The organism is Companilactobacillus furfuricola (assembly GCF_003946325.1).
GTDB classification, from domain to species: Bacteria; Bacillota; Bacilli; order Lactobacillales; family Lactobacillaceae; genus Companilactobacillus; species Companilactobacillus furfuricola.
The window spans coordinates 1-3,419 of the sequence record NZ_RHNT01000090.1 but is presented as its reverse complement, the minus strand read 5'-3'; the positions used below and the strand labels follow the sequence as shown (position 1 = coordinate 3,419).

Genomic DNA, 3,419 nt, shown 5'->3' with positions numbered 1-3,419 from the left:
TTATTTTTCCTACTCATTGTTATCGTCTCCCGGACTGATTATTGTTTTTCATCTGTCCGGTTAAAAAAATTGTAGCAGTCCACCACGTTCCAGCGTCTGTATCCCCGGGCCCCGGAGTCGGCATTGAACGTACAACCAAACTACTACCTCAACACCCAACCACCAAAAATCACAAACGTCAGCAAAAGAAAAACGCTTCTGTCTGCCATAGCTCTCTCACATCAATAAAAAAAGTCCCAGGATTTAACCCAGGACCCAAGAAATTTCAGTTTAATCTTATTCTGAGGAGGAATAATAATAAAGAAAAATCAAAACCTATTCAAAAAACAATACCAACTAACCACTTCCTTCAAAAATGGCAACCATCAGTTCCTATCACAAAGCAAAACAATTACCAAATATTAACCCGTTGATCCGGAGCCAAATACATCCCATCACCAGGCTGAACATCAAACGCATCATAAAACGCGTTAATATTTTGCAAACTAACATTAACCCGCAAACTATCAGGCGTATGAACATCATCCAACTGCTCAGCCTCAAGCTCAGGAGTATACTTCGATCTCCATCCCAAAGCATAATTTTCAAAAAATTGTTGCAGATCATATTCAGGGTCAGCTTCAAGCGTAGCCAAAGCAACATTTAGACCACCATTATCAGCAATATTTTCATCAACAGTTTGTGCACCATCAACAAAACTACCAGCATAAGGGATCCCGTTATACTCATTCTCAAACTGCTCAACGATCTGTTCAAAACGAGCATGATCAGCAGCAGACCACCAATCAACCATCTCGCCATTACCATCGTATTGCGAACCGTTAGCATCAAAAGCGTGCGTCAATTCGTGACCGATGATCACACCAAGACCGCCTAAATTTTGCGAATCAGTATTAGACAAACTAAAGAACGGACTATTAATAATACCAGCACTAATAGTGATCGAGTTAGTCAACCGATCGTAAGAAGCATTAGGTGCCAGTGCCGACTCACCTTCCGTCCATGCGGAACGATCAACTGGTTGACTAAAGTCAGCAAAGTTTTGCAAAGCCTCTGCCCCAACAAGATCACGGTAGTTGACGTAAGCCGAATTGTTACCTTCAATATCGACCCGGTTGAAGTAGTCAAAGTCTTTACTAGATGGATAACCAATATTAACTTTAAGTCGACTCAATTTACCTAAAGCATTACGCTTCGTGGCATCATCGAGCCAATTACTATTAATGATCTCCGTTGAATAGTTATAAATAATTTTCTTAGTCATCGTAGTAACAGCACTTATTTCTGCTGGCGTAACGATCTGTGGACCATAATAGGCACTGAAACCATCGGCAAAAGCTTGAGTCGTCAAGTAGTAAGCCAGCTCTCTTTGCAGATCAGGCGTCAAATTCTCAGAATTATACAAAAATTCTCGGCTCAGATCTGGATGAGTAACTTGCAAATAATTTTGAAATCCACCAACAATATTTTGTAACTCACTAGCACGATAAAGGACCAAATTGGAAATCATCCAACCCTTCAAATCGTTGAAAGTACTAGGATTCAACAACTCTTGAATATTGTCAAAATAAGATGGTGTCATCTCGTAAACATAATCTGGATATTCTCCAGTAAGTGTATGCAATATACCGTTAAAATTAATATAATTTGAGCTATTGATTAAATCATTCAAGCTAACTTTTTGATAACCGCCGCTGATCTGTTCAGTAGCGTTCAAATCATCTGGCGATAAAGTATTCATTAATAATTGATCGTAATTAACAGTACCAGTAATAATATTTTGGATCATATCGTCCGAATAACCAGCCAATTGCAAAAAGTTGACCACAGTATCTTCTTCACTAGCAGCGATACCTTGATCAGTCAGCATCAAAGGCTGAGCTCCGAACAAATAAATAGCTTTTTTAGTAGGATCATTTTGGTCACGAGAGATCAAAATCGAAAATGGCGTAGGCTCATCAAAACCGATCTCATTAGTAAAGTCGCCATTAGCATCACTCATACTCTGCCACTTCAAAATCTCATTGACCTCATTAGCCAGATCAGGCGTAATCACACCAGCGTTGCTCAAATCGTCATTTTGGGTAAGTTGATAAAACCAAGTAGCCTCATCCATAGCAGTACCGGCTGAGTCCATCCCATCAGATAACTTATTAAAAGCATCCTCAACCTTTTGGTTGACCGAAGCCGTAACGTCATTAAAAGTACCCTCTTCAGGAGTAACATCATCGACAGAAGTCTCATTGACCCAGTTACCATTTTCATACATATAAAAATTATCTTGTGGCCGAGAATAAACAACATCATTACTCCAGTCGCCACCATTAGTATTAACCGGTTCAGAAGAAGGATCAGTAGTAGTTGCTGTCGTTGTGGTAGTAGTAGCAGAACCATCTGAACCAGAAGGAGAAGCATCTGGCAAAGCATTATAAACATCAGCAACTGATCCACCAGCGCCAGCAGCAACTGAACTTGAAGAAGCCGAAGCAGATGAAACAGGTGCAGAAGAATCAACATTTGAAGCATCAGCCCCAGATGAAGCTAAACCTGCAGACGGAACCTGCGCAGAAACCGCGTCCGTCGAAGAATTCTCATTAGCAGCAGTTGTCGAATCAGAAACAGCAACCGCAGTTTGATTTTTATCATCATTTGGTAAAGCAGAAAAATTGGAAGTCTCTACACTCTCTGAATCCGGTTGAGCAGAATCCGAAACAGAATCCGCCTTAACCGTTTGGGAAGAAGAAATAGCTCCCAGAATAACCGCAGAAAATGTAAAAACACCAAGCATAGTTTTATTCAATTTCATAGGAGCGCCTCCATAACTGTCAATATTATTTGACACCTACATAATCAACCCATCATCTCAAAAAAGTAATCTATAAATAAAAATACTTTTTTCAACAATTGACTTTTTAATAAAGAGAACGCCCCTTCAGCAATATTCAAAAAAATAAAAAAAATCAACATAAAAACCAGAAAAACAGAAAACACAGGGCCATGCAAGAGTGCGAGGAACGAGCACGCAAGCAAGAAGTGAAAGCAAGAGATAAAAACATATATTTACACTTATCAAGCGAAAAAATAATGAAATTAATCAACAACAACGTAAGTCAGGAAACAAAATGAGCGGAGCAAAGTCCCGCGAACCGAGAAAAAAGTCAGTGATCTAGAAATAAAATATATTCAAACAAGAAAAGGAAGCCCCTACTCCCCACCAGAATAGATAAATCCTGAGATAGACATGTGAGAAATAGGATGCGCAAAAAGTGCCAATTTGCAGAAAATACATCGGTAAAACTCAACCGAGGGGGGATATTGTCTCCATCTAGACGGAGGGGCCCGGGGATACAGACCTCAGTACCCAAATTTCTCTTGGCGACGAAGGAGCTTAGAGAAAGACCGAGTTTTGAGATGCCTGG

General features: G+C 39.9%; 1 protein-coding gene. It reads right to left on the bottom strand.

The window, feature by feature from the left end; genetic code table 11:
- Positions 1 to 391: 391 nt before the first annotated feature.
- Positions 392 to 2,806, bottom strand: a complete 2,415-nt coding sequence (locus EKM78_RS12315; RefSeq protein ID WP_125772640.1) for a M13 family metallopeptidase — start codon at positions 2,804 to 2,806, stop codon at positions 392 to 394.
- Positions 2,807 to 3,419: the final 613 nt, after the last annotated feature.

Excerpts from the sequence above, each read along its gene's own strand:
- EKM78_RS12315 (WP_125772640.1), bottom strand. The coding sequence starts at position 2,806 with ATGAAATTGAATAAAACTATGCTTGGTGTTTTTACATTTTCTGCGGTT.